11 protein-coding genes are annotated in these 16,372 nt (G+C 56.4%); 7 read left to right on the top strand and 4 right to left on the bottom strand.

The window, feature by feature from the left end; genetic code table 11:
- Positions 1–33: 33 nt before the first annotated feature.
- Positions 34–939 carry a helix-turn-helix domain-containing protein gene (locus WBG83_RS19690; protein ID WP_336747045.1) on the bottom strand — a complete coding sequence of 302 codons (906 nt, stop codon included), beginning with the start codon at positions 937–939 and terminating at the stop codon, positions 34–36.
- A 138-nt stretch (positions 940–1,077) separates the two neighbouring features.
- Here WBG83_RS19690 and WBG83_RS19685 point away from each other — a divergent pair, with 138 nt between their 5' ends.
- Positions 1,078–3,393 carry a glycoside hydrolase family 95 protein gene (locus WBG83_RS19685; protein WP_336747044.1) on the top strand — a complete coding sequence of 772 codons (2,316 nt, stop codon included), beginning with the start codon at positions 1,078–1,080 and terminating at the stop codon, positions 3,391–3,393.
- A 489-nt stretch (positions 3,394–3,882) separates the two neighbouring features.
- Here the strand turns inward: WBG83_RS19685 and WBG83_RS19680 are convergent, their stop codons facing one another.
- Positions 3,883–4,383 (bottom strand): DinB family protein, encoded by a 501-nt coding sequence (locus WBG83_RS19680; protein WP_336747043.1) that lies wholly within the window; start codon positions 4,381–4,383, stop codon positions 3,883–3,885.
- Positions 4,384–4,474: 91 nt separating this feature from the next.
- Positions 4,475–5,419 (bottom strand): helix-turn-helix transcriptional regulator, encoded by a 945-nt coding sequence (locus WBG83_RS19675; RefSeq protein ID WP_336747042.1) that lies wholly within the window; start codon positions 5,417–5,419, stop codon positions 4,475–4,477.
- Between the two features lie 349 nt (positions 5,420–5,768).
- Here WBG83_RS19675 and WBG83_RS19670 point away from each other — a divergent pair, with 349 nt between their 5' ends.
- The 4 genes from WBG83_RS19670 (at position 5,769) to pheT (ending at position 11,357) form a co-directional block, all read left to right on the top strand.
- On the top strand, positions 5,769–6,059 hold the full coding sequence (locus tag WBG83_RS19670; RefSeq protein ID WP_336747041.1) for a hypothetical protein: 291 nt from the start codon (positions 5,769–5,771) through the stop codon (positions 6,057–6,059).
- A 152-nt stretch (positions 6,060–6,211) separates the two neighbouring features.
- Positions 6,212–7,036, top strand: coding sequence for an aldo/keto reductase (locus WBG83_RS19665; protein WP_336747040.1), 825 nt, complete (start codon positions 6,212–6,214; stop codon positions 7,034–7,036).
- 669 nt (positions 7,037–7,705) lie between these two features.
- The gene (pheS, locus tag WBG83_RS19660; protein WP_336747039.1) at positions 7,706–8,740 is read left to right on the top strand and encodes a phenylalanine--tRNA ligase subunit alpha; all 1,035 of its coding nucleotides are present in this window, start codon (positions 7,706–7,708) and stop codon (positions 8,738–8,740) included.
- A 25-nt stretch (positions 8,741–8,765) separates the two neighbouring features.
- On the top strand, positions 8,766–11,357 hold the full coding sequence (gene pheT, locus WBG83_RS19655; RefSeq protein ID WP_336747038.1) for a phenylalanine--tRNA ligase subunit beta: 2,592 nt from the start codon (positions 8,766–8,768) through the stop codon (positions 11,355–11,357).
- Between the two features lie 114 nt (positions 11,358–11,471).
- Here the strand turns inward: pheT and WBG83_RS19650 are convergent, their stop codons facing one another.
- Positions 11,472–11,828 (bottom strand): winged helix-turn-helix transcriptional regulator, encoded by a 357-nt coding sequence (locus WBG83_RS19650; RefSeq protein ID WP_336747037.1) that lies wholly within the window; start codon positions 11,826–11,828, stop codon positions 11,472–11,474.
- 142 nt (positions 11,829–11,970) lie between these two features.
- Between WBG83_RS19650 and WBG83_RS19645 the strand changes: the two genes are divergently transcribed.
- Positions 11,971–12,342, top strand: a complete 372-nt coding sequence (locus tag WBG83_RS19645) for a DoxX family protein (protein ID WP_336747036.1) — start codon at positions 11,971–11,973, stop codon at positions 12,340–12,342.
- A gap of 1,079 nt (positions 12,343–13,421) precedes the next feature.
- Positions 13,422–16,372: hypothetical protein (locus tag WBG83_RS19640; RefSeq protein WP_336747035.1), on the top strand; the 2,951-nt coding region annotated here is incomplete at its 3' end.

The following is a 16,372-nucleotide window of genomic DNA, read 5'->3' as shown; positions in this document are numbered from 1 at the left end:
ATAACCGTTCGAAAGTGGCCAAAATGATTGCGCTTAGTCGGCGGGAAGGGGGCGCTGAATTTTGCTTCTGTAATCCGCTTCCTTTTCGATCGCATCGTTATTTTCTTTGCGGTAACGGAGGGGAGAGCTGCCTGTAATTTTTTTGAACGTTTTGTTGAAGTGGGCGATGTTCTCAAAGCCGATGCTTTCTGCAATCGTCTGCACCTTGTCGCGCGTCTCCCGCAGCAGCTTTTGCCCTTCCTTAATCCGCACATATTGCAAATACTCGCGGAAATGAAAGCCCGTAATCCGCTTGAAAATCCGGCTTAGATAGGACGGGCTCACATAAAACAGCTTGGCCACTTCCTGAAGTGATATGTCTTCGCGGAAGTGCTCATGCATGTAAGCGGCGATTTCCGATATTTTATTGTGCATCGGATGCTCACGCTGATCCGTTCGCTGCTCCGCCTGCGCCGCCCGGTAAATCCGCAACAGCAGCTTGGTCAGCAGCGCCTGCACATAAATCTCCAGCCCCACCTGCTGCTCCTTGCATTCCTTCAAAATTTCCATCAGCAGCTGCTCGATAGCCTGCTGCTCTTCCGCTGCAAACCGCAGCAGCCGGGAGCTTTCGATGAAGGCCGGAAACGGCAGCTGCTCCTTCCAGCTGGAGGAGAAGGCGAAGTCCGGGGAGAAGCCGACCAGCACCCGCTCGAAGCCGGTGCCGTCCAGACTGATGGTCCGGTGCATGTCATATGGATTTACAATAATCATATCGCCCGGCTCGGCGGAATACACCTTGTCGTTGACAAAGAAGGTCCGTTCCCCATGCATCAAATAATACAGCTCATAGTGGGGATGAAAATGGGCGCGGGGCATTTCGGAATAGCCCTTGCGCCGCATGTATTGAATGGTAAACTGGCTCCCCGCCAATTCGTATTTGGGTCCGACCATATCGCTCATGCTTGCACCTCCAGAGAACAAAAAAACAGCTAAAAGTGAAAAACAACGCAACAATAAACAAGATTATATCAAGTAATTGTGGTATTATGTTACCGATAACATATTTATAACCTTACGATTAGCAGGGAGGCTATCATTTTGAATTCAATACAGGTTGAGAACCACTACACTGCTTCGGGCAGCAAGCAGCTTTGGTACAGCCGCCCGGCGGCCAATTGGAATGAAGCGCTGCCGATCGGAAGCGGCAAGCTTGGCGCAATGATTTTTGGAGGCACGGATAAGGAGCGCATCCAGCTCAATGAGGATTCGGTCTGGTATGGCGGGCCAATCGACCGGAACAATCCGGATGCGCTGGAGAACCTGCCGCGTATCCGGGAGCTGATTCTCTCCGGACGGGTGAAGGAAGCAGAGCAGCTGGCCTTGTATGCGTTATCCTCTACGCCGCCGAGCATGCGGCATTACACGCCGCTGGGCGATATTGCCATGACGTTCCTGGGGCATAAGCATGCGACCGGTTACCGCCGGGAATTGAACCTGGATAACGGCCTGGCAACCGTTTCTTACCAGGTCGGCGAAACGGCGTACAGCCGTCAAATGTTTGCCAGCTATCCGGATGAGGCCATCATTATGCGAGTGCGCGCAGAAGGCCCGGACTTGCTCTCCTTCTCCGCCCGGCTGCACCGCAACCGTGATTTCGAGCATACGGTCCGGCATGATGCCAGGACGCTTGTCATGCGCGGCAATGCCGGCGGCGGCGGCGTCGATTTCCGAGCTGCCCTCCGCGCGGTAACAGATGGCGGAACCGTAGCCGTCATTGGGGATCACCTTGTCGTCGAAGGAGCTCGCGAGGCGATGCTGGTTTTGACGGCGGCGACCACCTTCCGCGAAGCCGACCCGGAAGCCTACTGCATCCGGCAAGCCGAAGCGGTAGCGTCCAAGCCGTTTGCGGATCTGCTGCAGGCTCATCAGGCGGACCACCAGGCGCTGTTCGGCCGGGTCGGTCTGGAGCTGCAGGGAGCGGCTGCGGACGAGCAGGAAGCTGCGCTGCTGCCGACCAATGAGCGGCTGGAGCGGGTCAAAGCCGGACATTCGGATGAAGCACTCGCTGCGCTTTATTTTCATTATGGACGTTATTTGCTTATTGCTAGCAGCCGGCCGGGCTCACTGCCCGCGAACCTGCAGGGCATCTGGAATGAGCTGCTGAATCCGCCGTGGGACAGTAAATACACGATTAATATTAATGCCGAAATGAACTACTGGCCGGCCGAGGTTTGCAATCTGCCCGAGCTGCATCAGCCGCTGTTCGACCATATTGAGCGGATGCGTGTGCCGGGGCGCAATACAGCTGCCAAGCTGTACAATTGCAGAGGCTTTGTAGCTCATCATAACACAGACATCTGGGGGGATACAGCGCCGCAGGATCTTTACATTCCTGCGACCTACTGGCCGCTCGGCGCGGCATGGCTGTGCCTGCACCTGTGGGAGCACTTTGAATTCGGCCGGGATATGGCTTTTCTGGACCGGTCGTATGACACGATGAAGGAGTCCGCGTTATTTTTTGTGGATTACTTAATCGAAGGGCCTGACGGCAAGCTGGTTACATGCCCTTCCTCCTCGCCGGAGAACAAATATATTATGCCGGACGGCTCCGTCCCGATGCTGTGTGCCGGCCCGACGATGGACAATCAAATTCTGAACGCCTTGTTCAGTGCGGTTATTGATGCCTCGTCACTGCTAGGCAGGGATGAAGCATTCCGGGAGGAGCTGAGCGCTATCCGCAGCCGATTGCCGCAAACCAAAATCGGCAAGTACGGCCAAATTCAGGAATGGATGGAGGATTACGAGGAGCGGGAGCCGGGACACCGTCACATCTCTCATCTGTTCGGGCTCCATCCGGGCAAGGAAATCACAGTACAGGGCACACCGGAGCTGGCGGCTGCCGCCCGGGTCACCCTGGAGCGCCGTCTTGCCAACGGAGGCGGACATACCGGCTGGAGCCGCGCCTGGATTATTAACTTCTGGGCACGGCTGCAGGACGGGGAGACGGCTTATGAGAATGTCAGAGCGCTGCTGGCGAAATCGACGCTGCCGAATCTGCTGGATAATCACCCGCCCTTCCAGATTGACGGCAACTTCGGCGGCACGGCCGGTATCGCGGAGCTGCTGCTGCAAAGCCACGACGGCGGCATTCACCTGCTCCCGGCGCTTCCAAAAGCATGGGTGTCCGGCCGTGTCAGCGGCTTGCGTGCCCGGGGCGGGTATGAAGTGGATATCGAATGGAGCGGCGGCAAGCTGGTGCAGGCTGTCATCCGAAGCACCCAGGCCGGAGCGTGCTCTATCCGGGCTAACGTTCCGCTGCAGACCGAAGGAAATGACGGCGGGTCTCAAGCTGGTGCAGGAACACTTACGGTCACAATGGCGCCGGGCCAGACGATCGTAATCAAGCCTTGCTAGGCATGTAACGCTCATCGTCGTCTCATCTGCCGGCTGGCAATCTTTTCATCTTACCGTCCAGGTCTCGACTGATATGATATGAAGATTCGCACCGCGCGCTGCATACAGCGCGCGGTGTTTTGCTGTCTGGCAGCAGTGGCCCCCTAAATACAAAGGCAGCGATGTATCTTTGCGTGCTTCACACCGGAGCCGGGTTAAGACGGCTGCGCCGTCCATTTTCAGCGGCTAACCCCTGAAAAATGTGATGGCGAAATGTACTTCATGGTCCGGCTCGATAGATTCAAAAAAGTTCAAACAGCAAACGAATAAAGAAGCTATCCGAACCGGTGGGGTCGGATAGCTTCTTTTGAGCGGATTTTGTGACCTAATGTGCGCTCGAAATTTTATGATGTACGCTTCGATTGCTGCTCCATGCGTTTAACTTAGTAAGGATAGCGGATATATTCCGGAAACAGGTGATGCGGGCCATTCCGTTTGGTCCTGTCCGTATTAAATCAGGGGCTGCATGCCGCTTTCAATCCATTCTTCGCGAGTCGGTCCGTAGAGGCCGGGCACACGCAGGCCCGCTTGCCGCATCAGAACCGTCATTTGGCCGCGGTGATGAATCTCATGCTGAATAAGGATGCGTAGCGTCAGCCCATTGGACCATTGCTCGCCGTACATGTCGCTCATTTTCAACAAATCCTCGTCCTTCCACTGGGCTTGCACTGCATCCAGCAAAGCCTTGCTGGCGCTCCGGTAACCCTCCGCGATCACTTTGGCGGATGCCGGGGCAAGCTCTTCGCCTTCAAGCTGCGGGAAGATTAAACCGGTGCGGCTGGGCATCTCATGTACAGTGGTGGCCAGGTGCCACCCGATTTGGCCGAGGCTTCGATAGCGGGGAGCAATCTCCTGGCAGAGCGATGCGTCGGTGAGCGCATCCATGACCTGTTGTGTCGCGGCCGATTGCTGCTTCCAGCTGGCTGCAAATTGTTCGATGCTTGTAAACATTGAGAAACACTCCTTCAGTCCGATTAGGATAGGTTGTTATAATTTCCGGTCTTGCCTATAACAATACCCCACCGACCCTGACAACAGAGTGTCAGTATTCCGGATACAAGCCAATCAATTTTTTGGCTTCCGCGCATACAGCTCTGGCGACGGATTCTGGTTCGATAATCGTCACATCCGCGCCGTAGCTGAGCAGCATGCTGTACAGCCAGGGCTCCTCCGGCTGAGAGGCGGTGACAAGCAGGCTGCCGTCCGGCTCCACCTTGATTTGATCCGCCTGAAAATCGTCCCGAATACGAGCCTTTCTTCGGGAATGGAAACGCAGCACCAGCCGGATATTGGCAGACGCCGCTGCAGGCCCGCCCCACCCGTAGCTCAGCTGCTCCAGACTTTTATCCCGGCGTTCAAACGTTTCCGGCAGCACCTCCAGCCGATCGATGCGGGTTAAGCGGAAAATGCGGTAATCCTGTCGCAGCCTGCAGAAGCCGCACAAATACCAGATATAGCCCTTGAGCACCACGCCCATAGGCTCGCACGAGCGCACTGAATCGTCCCCTTGGGAGCTGGTATACGCAAACTGTACAATCTGTGTGCGCCCGATAGCTTCGCGAAGCGCCGCCAGCTTCTCCTTTTCTTCTTGTCCGCCATGCCATGGATTGAGGTCGATAACGAGCTGCTCCTTCATCTGTTGCACCGTCTGCTGCTCAGAACGGGCAACGAGGGTGCCGACCTTATCCATCAGGCTGCTGATATCTTGATCCTTGAAGGTGGACTGAATGCCGCGCAGGGCGATGATGATGCTTTGCAGCTCGTCCAGGGAAAGAAACTGCCGTTCAATCCGGTACTGCTCCATAATCTCGTAGCCGCCCGCCGCGCCTGCGTGAGAGACAACAGGGATACCGGCCTGAGACAGGGTGTCGAGGTCTCTGTATACCGTGCGCAGCGATACCTCAAACCGTTCGGACAGCTCCGCCGCGCTTACCCGTTTCCGGTTTAACAGCAGCATGGTGATGGCTAGCAGTCGGTCCAGCTTCAATGAGGCTACACTCCTTTGCTTCCAGCGTTTTTTACCTCATTATACTCACTTTCATCATGGACAAGGAATAGGGGTTCCCTGAAATAGCGCAGATTGCAGTTGAGATCTGCGAATAAAAACGGGGCGGCAGGCCCGTCCGTCCAAAACATACTTCGAGAATGACCCTCGTCATGATAGGGGCTGTATATAGCTGGAGTTATAAAGCTCGGAGCTTCAATACATGCCGGCAGTCGACCCTATTTATAACAGGGCGTATTGCAAAATCTTCATAAACAGGTTCATCGGGGCGAAGGAATATGGTATCATTTGGATGTACAATAGAATGGCTTGAAGAGCGGTCGGCTAAACCTTGCTTCCGAGGCATTGTCTGAACAAGCCCGGCGCAAGCAAAAAAGAGGGTCGCCCCTGGTACCGGGCGGGCTTTGCCCGTTCTGCGCCACTTGCAGGGCAGGACGGCCCGCTGCTTCAGGCGAAATGGGTTGACGGATCTGCCGTGGCGCTGCCCCCGTCACCCTTCATCCGGCTGTTTACGGCCAGGCTAAGGCGCAAGGCTGTCAACAGAGGGCTGATTAAGCAAGCCGGTCTTGCGGAAGCTTATGCCCGTACTGTGTGGCGGGAGCAGAAGGTTCAGTTTTTATAGCGGTCAAGGCACCCGGTATATTGGTTTACTAGCTTACACAGGTATGCCTGCTTCTGCAAGACCGATCTTTTTGGCTATAATGGATCATGTCATCGAAATAAATAAACTGGATGATAACGAATGATTTGCAATATCTGGGAGGAGTGGGCAGGATGAAGCGAATGACAGACGGTACAGTACTGAATAACGGTGTCACCATTCCCTGGCTTGGCTTTGGCACGTGGAAGGCAACCGGCGAGCAGGTGCTGGAATCGGTAACGACGGCGCTCGCAGCCGGCTACCGCAGCATCGATACGGCCGCTATTTACGGCAATGAAGCCGAAGTCGGCCAAGCAATCAAGAGCAGCGGCGTTCCCCGCGAGGAGCTGTTTGTGACAACGAAGCTCTGGAACGAGCATCAGGGGTACGATTCGACCCTGCGGGCCTTCGAGGAAAGCCGGAAAAAGCTCGGCCTGGACGTCATCGATCTGTACCTGATTCATTGGCCTGGCACGAATAAATACAAGGATACCTGGAAAGCGTTCGAGCGCTTATATGAGGAAGGCAGCGTCCGCGCGATCGGTGTAAGCAACTTCCAGATTCGCCATCTGGAGGACCTGCTTCAAAACAGCAGCGTCGTGCCTGTTATTAACCAGGTCGAGCTTCATCCCCGCCTTGTGCAAAAGGAGCTGCATGATTTCTGCCTGAAGCACCGGATTCAGCTTGAGGCGTGGAGCCCGCTGATGCAGGGCCAGCTGACACAGGAGCCGGTTATTGCAGCCATTGCCTCCAAATACGGCAAGTCCTCCGCCCAGGTCATACTCCGCTGGGATATTCAGAAGGGGATTGTCACCATTCCGAAATCCGTTACGGCAGAGCGCATCCGTGAAAATGCGGACATTTTCGATTTTGAGCTGACAGCGGAAGAAATCGCCCAAATCGACGGGCTGAACCAGGATAAGCGGGTCGGGCCTGATCCGGATCAGTTTGTATTTTAAGCAAATCTGGCATTTGACAGCAGCGCTTGAGAGCCCCAAAGCCATGAAAACCCGGTTTTGGGTCCTTTGGTTTAGAAGGATGATACAGAGCCTTTGAGTCATGGCAGCACAGGCTCGCGCATGTGGTCGACCGACCGCCGTCATGCAGCGAAACACCGCGCGCTGGGAGCTGCGCGCGTGCGGAAAGACCAATCAAACCATTCCTCCGGATGCATCAGATATTACCTGTTGAGATTCGGCTTCGTGAGCATCGTATTTTTCCGGCAAAAAACGGCAGCCCGGCCCTTGCATCCTGCCCCGTATTTCCCTATAATAGCAGTTATACCAAAAGTCAAGCCAAAGGCATTGACGGAGAAAAGTACGCAGTGCTTCCCCACAGGGAGAGGATGCCGGAGATTGAGAGCATCCCCGCGGAACCAGGCTGCCGAAGTTCACTCCCGAGCCGTCCCTTGAACTGCTGACCCGCAGGCCGCATTGCTGCTGTAAGGATGCCGGGCCGGATTCCAGCGCAAGTAGAGGGTACCGGATTTCCGAACCGTTATTTCGGCAAAGTGAGGAAGCATGCGGCTTATCAGCGCAGGCCTTCTAAATAAGGGTGGTACCACGGCGATTTCGTCCCTTTCGGGAGAAATGGCTTTTTTTATTTGAACAAATATGGAGGGAAACACGATGAGAGACAAACTGCTGGCGCTCAAGGAAGAAGCGCTGCGTGAGCTTGGACAGGTGCAAACACTGCCGGAGCTGAATGACATTCGGGTCAAGTATATGGGCAAAAAAGGGCCGCTCACGGAAATTCTCCGCGGCATGGGGGCGCTGAGCGCCGAGGAGCGTCCGATAATCGGCCAGGTGGCCAACGATGTCCGGGCGGCGATCGAGGAAGTCATCAACAGCAAGCAGGCTCGTTTCGATAAAGCGGAGACGGAAGCGCGCTTGGCTGCGGAGACGATTGATGTCACCCTGCCGGGCCGTCCGGCGCCGCAAGGGGCGGTCCATCCGCTGAGCAAGGTGATTCAGGAGATTGAGGATATTTTCGTCGGCATGGGCTACACCGTCGAGGAAGGACCGGAGGTTGAGCAGGACTACTATAACTTCGAAGCGCTCAATCTGCCGAAAAATCACCCGGCCCGCGACATGCAGGATTCCTTCTATATTACCGATGAGGTTTTGATGCGGACCCATACATCGCCGGTTCAAGTACGAACCATGCAGCGGCTGAAGGGCGGCGTTCCGGTCAAAATTATTTGCCCGGGCAAAGTATACCGCCGCGATGACGACGATGCGACACACTCCCACCAGTTCACGCAAATCGAAGGGCTGGTTGTAGACAAGCATATCCGGATGAGCGATTTGAAGGGAACGCTGCTGCAATTCGTTCAAGAGATGTTCGGCAAGCAGACCCGCATTCGGATGCGTCCAAGCTTCTTCCCGTTCACCGAGCCAAGCGCCGAGGTGGATGTAACCTGCATGATGTGCAGCGGTTCAGGCTGCCGGGTATGCAAGCAGACCGGCTGGCTGGAAATTCTCGGCTCGGGTATGGTTCATCCCCGCGTCCTGGAGATGGCCGGCTACGACCCGCAGGAATACAGCGGCTTCGCGTTCGGGATGGGCGTGGAGCGGATTGCGATGCTGAAATACGGCATTGACGATATTCGTCATTTCTATACCAACGATCTGCGGTTCTTGAAGCAGTTCGTGCATGTGTAATCGAGAGCGGAAAGGGTGAACGGACATGAAAGTATCCTATCAATGGTTATCGCAATATGTGGATGTATCCGGGTATACGGCTCAGGAGCTGGCCGAGAAGCTGACGCGCAGCGGGATTGAAGTCGATATCGTCGAGAGCCGGAATCAGGGCGTTGAGAACGTGCTTGTCGGTTATGTCAAATCGCGGGAGAAGCACCCGGATGCCGACAAGCTGAGCGTATGTATCGTAGATGTAGGGCAGGGCGAAGACCTGCAGATCGTGTGCGGGGCTAAAAATATTGCGGCCGGCCAAAAAGTGCCGGTGGCAGTTGTCGGCGCGAAGCTGCCGGGAGACTTCGCCATTAAGCGCGCGAAGCTGCGCGGCGTCGAGTCGATGGGCATGATTTGCTCGGCCAAGGAGCTCGGCTTAAACGAGAAGCTGCTGCCGAAGGAGCAGCAGGAAGGGATTCTTGTCCTGCCAGGGGACACGGAAATTGGGCTCAGCATTCTGGATGTGCTGGCGATTAACGATGAGGTATTGGAGCTGGATTTGACCCCGAACCGTTCGGACGCGCTCAGCATGCTGGGCGCGGCGTATGAAATCGGAGCCATTCTCGGCCGTCCGGTGAAGCTGCCGGAGGCTTCGCAGGCAGCCCTTGGCACAGGCTACGTGACGCCGTCCTCCATTACGGCGCTCGGTTCGACCTCCCAGGGGGCTCTTGACGCTGCGGATGCCGGCTCGTGCGATCCAGTGACAGGAGTTTGCGAGGTACCGGCCGGAGCAGCAGGCACAGCCTATTCCGGAGCGCTGAATCCGGACGCCGGCTTTGTTAAAATCGCCATTGCGGCCAAGGAGCAATGTACGCTGTATACCGCCCGTCTGATCGAGGGCGTGCAGGTGGCGGCATCGCCGCTGTGGCTGCAAAACCGGCTGATGGCGGCCGGAATTCGCCCGATTAACAATATCGTGGACATTACAAACTATGTTCTGCTTGAATACGGGCAGCCGCTGCATGCCTTTGACGCCGATAAGCTGGCTGGGGGAAGCATCGAAGTGCGGTTTGCACGAGAAGGCGAAACGCTGGTGACCCTGGATGACGCGGAGCGCAAGCTGGAGCCGCAAATGCTGGTTATTGCCGATGCGGAGAAGGCGGTAGCGCTAGCCGGAGTTATGGGCGGAGCCAATACAGAGGTGTCTGACGGCACGACGCGGATTTTGCTGGAGTCCGCCAAGTTCGATGGAGTCAGCGTCCGCAAGACGAGCCGCCAACTGGGATTGCGCTCCGAATCCTCGCTTCGCTTCGAGAAGGAAGTGAACCCGGATGCAGTTATCGCCGCTTTGAACCGCGCAGCCGACCTGATGGCGCAGCTGGCCGGCGGACAAGTGGCGGACGGCTTTGCGGCTGCATCGACGGCTTCTTTTGAACCAGTCGAGCTGACCCTTTCGCTGGAGAAGGTGAACGGCTACCTGGGCACAGAGCTGTCCTTGAAGGAGGTAAAGGCGATTTTTGAACGGCTGAATTTCGGATATGAGGAAGTTCCGGGCCATGCGCTGCGTATACGCGTGCCGAATCGCCGCGGGGATATTAGCCGCGATGTGGATTTGATTGAAGAAGTAGCCCGGCTGCACGGCTATGATAACATTCCGACTACACTGATGAGCGGTGTAACGACCCCGGGCTCTTTAACCCGCAGCCAGCGTATCCGCCGTACCATCCGCCAATTGCTGACGGACAGCGGCCTGCATGAAGTCGTTACATATTCTCTTACCCATCCGAAGGAGATGGCGGCGTACCCGGGACTGGACGCAGGGAGCAAGCCTATTGCACTGGCGATGCCGATGAGCGAGGACCGGAGCACATTGCGCACGAGCCTGATCCCGCATCTGATGGATGTAGCGGTATACAACCGCAACCGGAACATGGACGATGTCGCTATTTTTGAACTCGGCAAAAGCTTCCTGACGGCGGAAGAAAGCCTGACCCGTCTGCCGCAGGAGAAGCTGCTGCTGTCCGCGCTGCTGACCGGCAAGAGACACGGCACCCATTGGACCGGCAAAGCCGCTGCAGTAGACTTCTACGACCTGAAGGGTGTACTGGACAATGTGCTGGCCTACCTTGGCGTTGCCGGTGTTGCATACACGGCGGCTCAGCCGGCAGGCTATCATCCGGGACGTACGGCGGAGGTTGCGGTGGAACGGGACGGAGCGGAGCGGATTGTGCTGGGCTGGATTGGCCAGCTGCATCCTGATCTTCAGAAGGAGAAGGATTTGTCCGATACCTATGTATTCGAGCTGGATGTGAATGCAATTACCGAGGCGGCGGATTTCGGGATCGATTATGCCGCGCTGCCGCGCTTTCCGGCCATCGGACGGGATATGGCGGTCGTACTGGACAGCTCTATTCCGGTCGGCGGCATGATTGCCACTGCCCGTGAGGCGGCGGGCGAGCTGCTGGAGTCGATTGAAGTGTTCGACATTTTCACTGGAGAGCGCCTTGGCGCAGGCAAGAAAAGTGTTGCCTTGGCCCTCGTATACCGCCATGCAGACCGCACACTTACCGACGAGGAAGTCAGCGAAGCGCATGGCCGCGTAGTGACGGCGCTTGAGAACACCTACCAGGCCGAGCTGCGCAAATAAACCGGATAAAGGCAAGACCCCGGAAGGACCGAATTCATTCGGTCCTTCCGGGGTCTTTTGCTTGTGGCAGCCCTTGCGGGACAGCCGGTATACATGGCTTTTTTATCCTGCTGTTTACATCGAATGAGGCTGCTGCTCGGATCTGCCCAATTTCTCTAAATGCTTCATGTGTTCGGCTCCCCACTCCACCAACGATGTTAATACAGGGGCCATTTTTTGGCCGTATTCCGTTATTGAATATTCTACTTTTGGGGGGATCTGCCGGTAGATCTTCCGATGAACAATATCGTGGTGCTCCAGCTCACGCAGTTGGCTGGTCAGCATCTTCTTGGTGATACCAGGCAATGCCTTATGGAGTTCACTAAATCGCATCGTACCGTTTTTAAAAAGAAGGTATAAAATGACGGGCTTCCACTTCCCGACCAAAATCTCTAAAGCGGTTTCCATTTTGTTCTCACAGCTCTCTGGCATGGAATCAACCTCCTTAAACATCAATAAAATCCTATGGTTTCTTTTTGTATACTATGTTTAATTTAAGTGCCTACTTCCGGTAATCGACCCTTTTGTATTAGTATACATCTATCAAATCGCATTATTCAAGGAGGAAACAGAAATGAAGTGGACCGTTCGAATTTTACAGGTATTGGTTGGTATTGGGTTCTTATTATCCGGCTTTATGAAGCTGAGCGGGGATCCAACTCAGGTTGCAGCTTTCAATGAGATTTACGGGTACGGCACAGGATTTATGTATGTTGTCGGCGCTATTGAACTGATCTCGGCGGTGGGTCTGTTGCTAGGGGTATGGAAACAAAAATTAATTCCTGTTTTTAGTGTGGCACTGGTTATTGTTATGGCGGGAGCTGTGGTTACCCATCTCCAGGCAGGTCAAGGCTTTGGCATGGCGTTCGTACCATTTGTATTTTTGGTATTATGTCTCCTTGTGTTCCTGGGGCAAAGAAAATTAGCCGCCAAAGCGGTTCAATAGCAGAAGTTATTGTACTTCTTGTACTTCGGGTCGTTCAGGGTAATAAGCATGGATGGTTTTTCCATTATAAAGCGCATTGATCCGCCCTTCCAACCAGAAATAAGCTTACAGTAAACACAGTGCATGGAATTTCCGCTTCGACAAAGCTCATAGGCTGCCTGTTGATTAACCACTTGTTCATCCAGGATATTAAATCACTTAACAGGGTACAGATTGTGGTTTATCAACAGGTATGATATAATATGAAAGTTAAAACTCAATTAACCTCGTTACTTATCCTTTGTAACAAGCCTTCTTTTACCTCATCGTTTTTACGTAACTTACCTCATTGATGAAGCTTCACCGATTCCAGGGGCAGTAAAAAAAGAAAGATGACTTGTTTTCTGTGCTTTGATTGACTTGATTCACACTGGCGCGGTCAAGGAGCCGCAAGAATGGAAGAGAGGCAGGGCTTTCATCGTTTTAGGTTTGTCAAAAAATCAGGCAGCGCCTTCGCTAAGGACGCAATAATACTAGATTGGATTTATCCGTTTCCATGGTTCCGAACGGTTCTAATCTAGCTTATATACGGGCATCTTGCTTTTGCAGGGGTGCCGACGCCGATAATCCGGTAAGTAATGTGAGTTTACAGCAGCAGCGGCTCTCTGCGTTTTTAACCGAACGCGAGGGTTCGCTTTTTTTTATACCCGACTGGTTTTTTTGAGGCAAAAAAGTCCTTCTCATATTCCGCTGATAACCTTGGCGCAAGAGAAGGAAAAAGACCGCACAATGCCGAATTAATCGGGATAGAACGCTTTTTCATCCAGAAGACAGCAAAAATAAAAACGCTTTATCTGGACTGGAAGCTTTGTCAGCATTTGTTGAATTTGTTTGATAGTTGTTGAAAATGGGCTGGATTTGAATGTTTGTGGATTTAATTTCCATTTCAACCGGAAAAGCGAGGTTTTCAATTTGCCGCATCTGGTTAAGTTTACTACAATAGAGGTATGCGCGAATTCGCAGCGGATTTAGGAGAATTAAAGCGAAAGCTTTGGAAATAGAATGATTTATGATTCATTTATAGAACGGGAGGCGCTTGGATGACAGCTGAGGACAAAACTAGAATATCTCTGGAAATTTTTGGAATGAGCTATAATTTAATCGGTAATAACACGAGTATGACCCATATGAAAAAAGTCGGCAGTCAGCTCAATGAACAAATGTATAAAATCGCCCAAGCGCAGCCGCGGCTTGATTTGCCGAGAATCGCAGTTTTGGCGGCCTATAATATGGCCGATGAATATATAAAGATGAGAGAAGAAATTGACGATCGCGAAGAGCTGCAGAGCAATGTTAACAGGCTGCTTTCTGTGAAGGAGCAGCTGGAGCAGCAGCTGCTGAGTAAGCAGGAGCAGTTCGAGGCGGAGCAGCGGAGGCTTCAAGGCGAGAAGGAGGATTTGTCCGGACGCTTGGAGCAAACCCGTCAGGAAAAGCTGCAGGCCTTGGAGGCTGTGGAAGCGGCCAGAAAGGACGAGCAGGCTGCGGTCCAAGCACACACGCAGGCTGCGGCTGAACTGAATCAGGAGCGAGAGGCGAAGGCAGAGGTCGCAGCGGAGCTGGAGCAGGAGCGAGAGGCGAAGGCCGGGGTCGAGGCGGAGCTGGAGCAGGAGCGAGAGGCGAAGGCCGGGGTCGAGGCGGAGCTGGAGCGTGAGCGTGAGGCGAAGGCTGGAGTCGAGGCGGAGCTGGGACGTGAGCGCGAGGCGAAAGCGGAAGTCGCAGCGGAGCTTGGGCGTGAGCGTGAGGCGAAAGCGGAAGTAGCAGCGGAGCTGGAGCTAGAGCGTGAGGTTCACGCGGAGGTTGCGGCGAAGCTGACGAGCGTGGAGGAGCAGTACGCGAGCACGAGCGCGGCGCTGGAGCAGGAGCGCGAGGCGAAGGCTGGAGTCGAGGCGGAGCTGGAGCGTGAGCGCGAGGCGAAGGCAGAGGTCGCCGCGGCGCTGGAGCAGGAGCGCGAGGCGAAGGCTGGAGTCGAGGCGGAGCTGGAGCGTGAGCGAGAAGCGAAAGCGGAAGTAGCCGCGAAGCTGACGAGCGTGGAGGAGCAGTATGCGAGCACGAGCGCGGCGCTGGAGCAGGAGCGCGAGGCGAAGGCTGGAGTCGAGGCGGAGCTGGAGCGTGAGCGTGAGGCGAAAGCGGAGGTCGCCGCGGAGCTGGAGCTAGAGCGTGAGGTTCACGCGGAGGTTGCGGCGAAGCTGACGAGCGTGGAGGAGCAGTACGCGAGCACGAGCGCGGCGCTGGAGCAGGAGCGCGAGGCGAAGGCTGGAGTCGAGGCGGAGCTGGGACGTGAGCGCGAGGCGAAAGCGGAAGTCGCAGCGGAGCTTGGGCGTGAGCGTGAGGCGAAAGCGGAAGTAGCAGCGGAGCTGGAGCTAGAGCGTGAGGTTCACGCGGAGGTTGCGGCGAAGCTGACGAGCGTGGAGGAGCAGTACGCGAGCACGAGCGCGGCGCTGGAGCAGGAGCGCGAGGCGAAGGCTGGAGTCGAGGCGGAGCTGGAGCTAGAGCGTGAGGTTCACGCGGAGGTTGCGGCGAAGCTGACGAGCGTGGAGGAGCAGTATGCGAGCACGAGCGCGGCGCTGGAGCGTGAGCGCGAGGCGAAGGCTGGAGTCGAGGCGGAGCTGGGACGTGAGCGCGAGGCGAAGGCTGGAGTCGAGGCGGAGCTGGGACGTGAGCGCGAGGCGAAGGCTGGAGTCGAGGCGGAGCTGGGACGTGAGCGCGAGGCGAAGGCTGGAGTCGAGGCGGAGCTGGGACGTGAGCGCGAGGCGAAAGCGGAAGTCGCAGCGGAGCTTGGGCGTGAGCGTGAGGCGAAAGCGGAAGTCGCAGCGGAGCTTGGGCGTGAGCGAGAAGCGAAGGCGGAGGTAGCCGCGGAGCTAGAGCTAGAGCGTGAGGTTCACGCGGAGGTTGCGGCGAAGCTGGGACGTGAGCGCGAGGCGAAGGCAGAGGTCGCCGCGGAGCTGGAGCGTGAGCGTGAGGCGAAGGCAGAAGTCGCCGCGGAGCTGGAACTAGAGCGTGAGGTTCACGCGGAGGTTGTGGCGAAGCTGACGAGCGTGGAGGAGCAGTATGCGAGCACGAGCGCGGCGCTGGAGCAGGAGCGCGAGGCGAAGGCTGGAGTCGAGGCGGAGCTGGAGCGTGAGCGTGAGGCGAAGGCAGAGGTCGCCGCGGAGCTGGAGCGTGAGCGTGAGGCGAAGGCAGAAGTCGCCGCGGAGCTGGAACTAGAGCGTGAGGTTCACGCGGAGGTTGTGGCGAAGCTGACGAGCGTGGAGCAGCAGTATGCGAGCACGAGCGCAGAGCTGGATCGTGAGCGTGAGGAGAAAGCGGAAGTCGCCGCGGAGCTAGAGCTAGAGCGTGAGGTTCACGCGGAGGTTGCGGCGAAGCTGACGAGCGTGGAGGAGCAGTACGCGAGCACGAGCGCGGCGCTGGAGCAGGAGCGCGAGGCGAAGGCGGAGGTCGCCGCGGCGCTGGAGCGCGAGCGTGAGGCGAAGGCTGGAGTCGAGGCGGAGCTGGGGCGCGAGCGCGAGGCGAAAGCGGAAGTCTCAGCGGAGCTGGAGCTAGAGCGTGAGGTTCACGCGGAGGTTGCGGCGAAGCTGACGAGCGTGGAGCAGCAGTACGCGAGCACGAGCGCGGCGCTGGAGCAGGAGCGCGAGGCGAAGGCAGAGGTCGCCGCGGAGTTGGGGCGTGAGCGAGAAGCGAAAGCGGAAGTCGCCGCGGCGCTGGAGCGCGAGCGTGAGGCGAAGGCTGGAGTCGAGGCGGAGCTGGGGCGCGAGCGCGAGGCGAAAGCGGAAGTCTCAGCGGAGCTGGAGCTAGAGCGTGAGGTTCACGCGGAGGTTGCGGCGAAGCTGACGAGCGTGGAGCAGCAGTACGCGAGTACGAGCGCGGCGCTGGAGCAGGAGCGCGAGGCGAAGGCAGAGGTCGCCGCGGAGCTGGAACTAGAGCGTGAGGTTCACGCGGAGGTTGCGGCGAAGCTGACGAGCGTGGAGCAGCAGTACGCGAGCACGAGCGCGGC

The sequence above is a fragment of the Paenibacillus sp. y28 genome, from assembly GCF_037137075.1.
Classification (GTDB): Bacteria; Bacillota; Bacilli; order Paenibacillales; family NBRC-103111; genus JBBBNV01.
Note: the sequence above shows the minus strand (reverse complement) of the source record. Positions and strands in the feature narration are given on the sequence as shown.